Genomic DNA, 6,436 nt, shown 5'->3' on the forward strand with positions numbered 1-6,436 from the left:
GTACATTCAACATCAATGTCGCCTGGATTGACGCCTTCGCGAGCAAGCCCGCTCCCACAGTTATTCATCCGGGCTCCTTCAGACTAAGCCCCCCATCCCGCCCCACTCACCGCCGCCTGCACCAGCGGGTGCAGGTCCGCCCCTTTATGCTCCGTCTGCCAGGCCAGCAATTCCTTGCGCATGCTCGGTGCCCAGTACATCTGCAGGTGATTGCGCACGCTGAGCACCGCCTGTTGCTGGTCCGGCTGGCTGGCGAAGTACTGGGCGATCTGGTTGGCCATCTTGATCAGGTTGTCCGTGCTCATCGGCGTACCTCCGCTTTGGCGCCACGGGCCCGGTCCTTGAGCAGACGATGCTGTTCATCGCTGAAGGCCTGGAAGCGTTTTTGCCACTCCGAAGGGTGATAAACGCGGCTGACTTCGACGGCCGTGACCTTGTACTCCGGACAGTTGGTAGCCCAGTCGGAGTTGTCGGTGGTGATCACGTTGGCCCCCGATTCCGGGAAGTGGAAAGTGGTGTACACCACGCCCGGGGCGACCCGTTCGGTGATCCGCGCACGCAACACAGTCTGCCCGGCGCGGCTGCCGATGCCGACCCAGTCACCTTCGTTGATGCCACGGCTTTCGGCGTCGGTTGGGTGAATCTCCAGGCGGTCTTCGTCGTGCCAGGCGACGTTGTCGGTGCGCCGGGTCTGGGCGCCGACGTTGTACTGGCTGAGGATGCGTCCGGTGGTCAGCAGCAGCGGGTAGCGAGTGTTGACCTTCTCCTCGGTCGGCACGTAGCCGGTGAGCATGAACCGCCCCTTGCCGCGCACGAACTCCTCGATGTGCATGGTCGGCGTACCGTCCGGTGCCTCGGCGTTGCACGGCCATTGCAGGCTGCCGTGGCGATCCAGTTCGGCGTAGCTGACGTTGGTGAAGGTCGGCGTCAGGCTGGCGATTTCATCCATAATTTCCGATGGGTGTTTGTAGTGCATCGGGTAACCCAGGGCATTGGCCAGGGCCACCGTGCCTTCCCAGTCGGCCTTGCCGCCCAGAGGGTCCATGACCTTGCGCACCCGGGAGATGCGCCGTTCAGCGTTGGTGAAGGTGCCGTCCTTTTCCAGAAACGAACTGCCCGGCAGGAACACGTGGGCGAACTTGGCGGTTTCGTTGAGGAAAATATCCTGCACCACCACGCATTCCATCGCCGACAAAGCGGCGGTGACGTGCTGGGTATTCGGATCGCTCTGGGCGATGTCCTCACCCTGGCAATACAGGCCCTTGAAACTGCCGCCCAGCGCTGCTTCGAACATGTTGGGGATGCGCAACCCCGGATCAGGTTGCAGAGTGACGTTCCACGCCTGTTCAAACTGCGCCCGCACCACCTCGTTGGAGATGTGCCGGTAACCGGGCAACTCATGGGGGAAGGAGCCCATGTCGCAGGAGCCCTGAACGTTGTTCTGCCCCCGCAGCGGGTTCACGCCCACGCCTTCGCGGCCGATGTTGCCCGTGGCCATCGCGAGGTTGGCGATGCCCATGACCGCCGTGCTGCCCTGGCTGTGCTCGGTGACGCCGAGGCCGTAGTAGATCGCCGCATTGCCACCCATGGCATACAGACGCGCCGCAGCACGGATGTCGGCCGCGGGCACGCCGCAGATGGCGCCAAGCACTTCCGGCGAGTTTTCCTCGCGGCTGACGAACTCACGCCAGCTGGCGAAATCGCTGCCCTCGCAACGGGCGTCGATAAAGGCCTGGTTGAGCAGCCCTTCAGTGACGATGACATGGGCCAAGGCGTTGAGCATGGCGACGTTGGTGCCCGGGCGCAGGGCCAAATGGTATTCGGCGCGGGCGTGCACCGAGTCCACCAGATCGATGCGCCGTGGGTCGATGACGATCAGCCGCGCGCCTTCACGCAGCCGGCGTTTGAGCTGGGAGGCGAACACCGGGTGGGCGTCGCTGGGGTTGGCGCCCATCACCAGGATCACGTCGGCCTGCATCACCGAGTCGAAACTCTGAGTGCCGGCGGACTCGCCCAGGGTTTGCTTCAAGCCATAACCGGTCGGCGAGTGGCAGACCCGTGCACAGGTGTCGACGTTGTTGTTGCCGAACGCGGCGCGCACCAGTTTTTGCACCAGATAGGTTTCTTCGTTGGTGCAGCGGCTGGAGGTGATGCCGCCAATGGAGTCGCGGCCATATTTCTGCTGCAACCGACGGAATTCGCTGGCGGCGTAGGTCACCGCTTCATCCCAGCTGACTTCCTGCCACGGGTCGTTGATGTGCTTGCGGATCATCGGCTTGGTGATGCGATCCGGGTGGGTGGCGTAGCCCCAGGCAAAGCGCCCCTTGACGCAAGAGTGGCCGTGGTTGGCCTGGCCGTTCTTGTCCGGAACCATGCGCACCAGTTGGTCGCCTTTCATCTCGGCGCGGAACGAGCAGCCCACACCGCAATAGGCGCAGGTGGTGATCACGCTGCGTTCGGGCTGGCCCAGTTCGACCACGCTTTTTTCCATCAGGGTCGCAGTCGGGCAGGCCTGCACGCAGGCGCCGCAGGACACGCATTCCGAGTCGAGGAAGTTATCCCCACCGGCGGCCGCCACCCGGGATTCAAAACCGCGCCCGGTGATGGTCAGGGCAAAGGTGCCCTGGGTTTCTTCGCAGGCGCGCACGCAGCGGTTGCAGACGATGCACTTGCTCGGGTCGTAGTCGAAGTAGGGGTTGGACGTGTCCTTCACGTCGGCCAGATGGTTGTCGCCTTCATAGCCGTAACGCACCTCCCGCAGGCCGACCTGACCGGCCACGGTTTGCAGTTCGCAGTTGCCGTTGGCCGAGCAGGTCAGGCAGTCCAGCGGGTGATCGGAAATGTACAGCTCCATGACGTTACGGCGCAGGGTCGCAAGCTTCGGCGTCTGGGTGTGCACGGTCATGCCTTCAGTGACCGGCGTGGTGCAGGACGCCGGGTAGCCGCGCATGCCGTCGATCTCCACCAGGCACATGCGGCAAGAGCCAAAGGCTTCCAGGCTGTCGGTGGCACAGAGTTTGGGAATGGTGGTGCCCAACAGCGCAGCGGCGCGCATCACCGAAGTGCCTTCGGGCACGCTGATGCTGCGGCCGTCGATGCTCAGGGTGACTTGCACCTGGCTCTCACGGGCAGGAGTGCCGAGGTCGATATCGGTGTTCGGGTCGAAGAGAGTGATCATTGCTCGGCCTCCGAGGGCTGCAAGCCGAAGTCGGCGGGGAAGTGCTTGAGGGCGCTGGCGACCGGAAAGGAAACCATGCCGCCCAATGCACACAGCGAACCGTATTGCAGGGTGTCGCACAGGTCCTTGAGGATGATCACCTGCTCATCGCGACCGTTCTGGTCAGGCGCTGCCAGCAAGCGGTCGATCACCTCCACGCCCCGAGTCGAGCCGATGCGGCATGGCGTGCATTTGCCACAGGATTCCTCGGCGCAGAACTCCATCGCGAAACGCGCCATGTGGGCCATGTCCAGGGTGTCGTCAGCCACCACGACACCGCCGTGACCGAGCATCGCGCCGATGGCGGCGAAGGCTTCATAATCCAGCGGCGTGTCGAATTGCGACGGCGGCACCCAGGCACCAAGGGGGCCGCCCACCTGCGCAGCCTTCAGCGGCCGGCCACTGGCAGTCCCGCCACCGTAGTCTTCCACCAGTTCCCGCAGGGTCAGGCCAAAGGCCCGTTCCACCAGCCCGCCCTGACGAATATTGCCCGCCAATTGGAAGGGCATGGTGCCCAGGGAGCGGCCCATGCCGTAATCGCGATAGAACTGCGCGCCCTTGGCCAGAATCTGCGGCACCGAGGCCAAAGTCAGCACGTTGTGCACCAGCGTCGGCTGGCCGAACAGCCCCTTCAAGGCAGGAATCGGCGGCTTGGCGCGCACGATCCCGCGTTTGCCTTCCAGAGAGTCCAGCAGCGCGGTTTCCTCACCGCAGATGTAAGCACCAGCACCGACACGCACTTCCATATCGAAGGCCTGACCGCTGCCGCCGACATTGGCGCCCAGGTAACCGTTCTTCCGAGCAATCTGCAGCGCGTTGCGCAGGATGATCACGGCATCCGGATATTCCGAGCGCACATAGATGTAGCCATAGGTGGCACCGACGCACAGGCCGGCAATGGCCATGCCTTCGATCAGCAGGAAGGGGTCGCCTTCCATCAGCATGCGGTCGGCAAAAGTGCCGGAGTCGCCTTCGTCGGCGTTGCACACGATGTACTTTTGCGCCGCTTCGGTCGCACGCACCGTGCGCCATTTGATCCCGGCGGGGAAGGCCGCGCCGCCACGGCCACGCAGGCCGGAATCGAATACTTCAGTTGCAGTCTGCTCGCCTCCGATGGCGATGGCTCTTTTCAAACCCTCGAAACCGCCGTGGGCCCGATAGTCGTCAAGCGACAGCGGCCGGGTAATGCCGGCGCGGGCGAACAGCAGGCGTTGTTGAGTCTTCAGATAAGGCAATTCTTCCACCAGGCCCAAGGCCAGTGGATGAGAAGACGGGTCGCCTTTGAGCGCTTCGAGCACAGACGGCACATCAGCATCTGTCAGCGGACCGAAGCCGAAACGGCCCTGCGGCGTGTCCACTTCCAGCAGTGGTTCCAGCCAGTAAAGGCCCCGCGAGCTGGTGCGTTTTATCTCCAGCGGCACAACGCGTCCCCGGGCATGGGTGATAAGGGCTACCACAACATCTTCTGCACCCACGGCACGGGCAACCGAATCACCAGACACATAGAAAGCTGGCATCACGCGTCCTCCCGGCAAGCGTCGAGCAAGGCATCCAGACGCTCGGCACTGAGCCGCGCATGCACCCGACCATCCAGTTCCAGAGCCGGCGAACAGGCACAAGCGCCAAGGCAATACACCGGCCGCAAACTGATGCTGCCATCGGCACTGCTGCCGTGGTCATCCAGTTGCAGACGCTCACGCAACTGCGCAGCCAACTGCTCGGCACCGCGACTCTTGCACGACTCGGCCCGGCACAGCCGCAGGATATGCCGCGCGGGCGGCGCGGTACGGAAGTCATGGTAAAAACTGATCACCCCACGAACCTCGGCCTGGCTCAGGTTCAGGGCATGGGCAATCTCGGGGACGGCGACATCGGGGACGTAACCGATACGCTCCTGAATATCATGAAGAATGGGCAACAGCGCACCCGCAGAGCCCTTGTGGCGCTCCAGCAAACTGTTGACCACAGGCAGGTGCAACATCTCATCAGGCATTCAGCAATCCTCACGGTCACGGACAAACCAGAAGGTCGTCGGTCGTCCGAAAGTGTCGGCTGCGGCACTCACACCACGTCACGGTATCGTGGCAATTTGGCCGTTGGCCAGGGCACCCTGAGCGGGCATCTTGTTGTGCCCGGCACGGTCTTCGCCGTACCTCGACTGGGCATAAAGGGCAGCTTGCCACGCCGCTATTGATCGACCTGCACCAAAGCGACGTGCTCGGTTCTGCCTACGACTATCCATTAAGTCTAGATGAGTGGTGCACGGGGCGTTCACACACTGGCCTAATGCCCGGAGGGCCTGTCGATGGCTGATGTATAGCAAGCATTACAGGTGAGAAGAAGCATCAGGACCGGGGGCGATTCTACGGAGCAGATGCGCTGAAGTACGCCGCTAACCCTGTGGGAGCGAGCCTGCTCGCGAAAGCGCCAGCCCATTATCCCGATCCCGAGTAAGCACCTTCACCGCATCATCCACCAACGCCTTACTCATCGAAGTCAGATAATCTGCAGCCCAGGCGTGTCGATCAGTGTCTCTGGCATAAGCGGCATCTTCAGTGTGCGTCTTGGCCAGGAACAGAAAATCGGAGGCCATGGACAACGCATCGCCGAGAGGAACGCCGCGAGTGACATGAAACAGCGCTTGATCCGCACAGTAGATCGCGGGTGCCAGGCCGATGGTTTTGAGTTCAGTAAGGGAAAAGAATTTCTAGACAGGGGTTGACCACGTATTTTAATGCTGTACTATTCGCCTCCCGCCAACGAGCAGCTTGATGCTGGTTTTGGTTTAAGTGGTTGATTTTATTATTAAAATCAGAAGCTTTTAAGGTTGCTGCTTAAAGGGGTTTGCTGTAGAGTGCACGCCTCGGTTGAGACGAAAGGTCTTGACCAACCGCTCTTTAACAACTGAATCAAGCAATTCGTGTGGGTGCTTGTGGAGTCAGACTGCTAGTCAACAGATTATCAGCATCACAAGTTACTCCGCGAGAAATCAAAGATGTAACCAACGATTGCTGAGCCAAGTTTAGGGTTTTCTCAAAACCCAAAGATGTTTGAACTGAAGAGTTTGATCATGGCTCAGATTGAACGCTGGCGGCAGGCCTAACACATGCAAGTCGAGCGGATGAAGGGAGCTTGCTCTCTGATTCAGCGGCGGACGGGTGAGTAATGCCTAGGAATCTGCCTGGTAGTGGGGGACAACGTTTCGAAAGGAACGCTAAT

General features: G+C 61.5%; 5 protein-coding genes and 1 rRNA gene. 1 reads left to right on the plus strand and 5 read right to left on the minus strand.

Translation table 11 applies throughout. The features are described 5' to 3' along the window. Window positions 1-83: 83 nt before the first annotated feature. The 5 genes from AC3WN7_RS28470 to AC3WN7_RS28490 all read right to left on the minus strand — a co-directional run bounded on the left by AC3WN7_RS28470 (window position 84) and on the right by AC3WN7_RS28490 (window position 5,894). The gene (locus tag AC3WN7_RS28470) at window positions 84-305 is read right to left on the minus strand and encodes a formate dehydrogenase subunit delta (RefSeq protein ID WP_095965789.1); all 222 of its coding nucleotides are present in this window, start codon (window positions 303-305) and stop codon (window positions 84-86) included. Further along, entirely contained in the window at window positions 302-3,178 is a 2,877-nt protein-coding gene (gene fdhF, locus AC3WN7_RS28475) for a formate dehydrogenase subunit alpha (RefSeq protein ID WP_102675840.1), read from the minus strand. The genes AC3WN7_RS28470 and fdhF overlap by 4 nt, the downstream gene beginning before the upstream one ends. Next, a complete protein-coding gene (locus AC3WN7_RS28480) occupies window positions 3,175-4,734 on the minus strand; it encodes a formate dehydrogenase beta subunit (RefSeq protein WP_095965787.1) in 1,560 nt (519 codons plus the stop codon). Before AC3WN7_RS28480 ends, fdhF begins: the two co-directional genes overlap by 4 nt. Beyond that, a complete protein-coding gene (locus tag AC3WN7_RS28485; RefSeq protein ID WP_056855147.1) occupies window positions 4,734-5,210 on the minus strand; it encodes a formate dehydrogenase subunit gamma in 477 nt (158 codons plus the stop codon). The genes AC3WN7_RS28480 and AC3WN7_RS28485 overlap by 1 nt, the downstream gene beginning before the upstream one ends. 399 nt (window positions 5,211-5,609) lie before the next feature. Then, complete coding sequence (locus AC3WN7_RS28490; protein ID WP_095965786.1) at window positions 5,610-5,894, minus strand: DUF3077 domain-containing protein; 285 nt, start codon at window positions 5,892-5,894, stop codon at window positions 5,610-5,612. 375 nt (window positions 5,895-6,269) lie between these two features. Here AC3WN7_RS28490 and AC3WN7_RS28495 point away from each other — a divergent pair. Further along, a 16S ribosomal RNA gene (locus AC3WN7_RS28495) occupies window positions 6,270-6,436 on the plus strand; the annotation flags it as partial.

The organism is Pseudomonas sp. FW305-70 (assembly GCF_058783925.1).

What these genes read in the sequence shown, in the direction of transcription:
- AC3WN7_RS28470 (WP_095965789.1), bottom strand. Translation starts at nt 305, where the DNA reads ATGAGCACGGACAACCTGATCAAGATGGCCAACCAGATCGCCCAGTAC.
- fdhF (WP_102675840.1), bottom strand. Translation starts at nt 3,178, where the DNA reads ATGATCACTCTCTTCGACCCGAACACCGATATCGACCTCGGCACTCCT.
- AC3WN7_RS28480 (WP_095965787.1), bottom strand. Translation starts at nt 4,734, where the DNA reads ATGCCAGCTTTCTATGTGTCTGGTGATTCGGTTGCCCGTGCCGTGGGT.
- AC3WN7_RS28485 (WP_056855147.1), bottom strand. Translation starts at nt 5,210, where the DNA reads ATGCCTGATGAGATGTTGCACCTGCCTGTGGTCAACAGTTTGCTGGAG.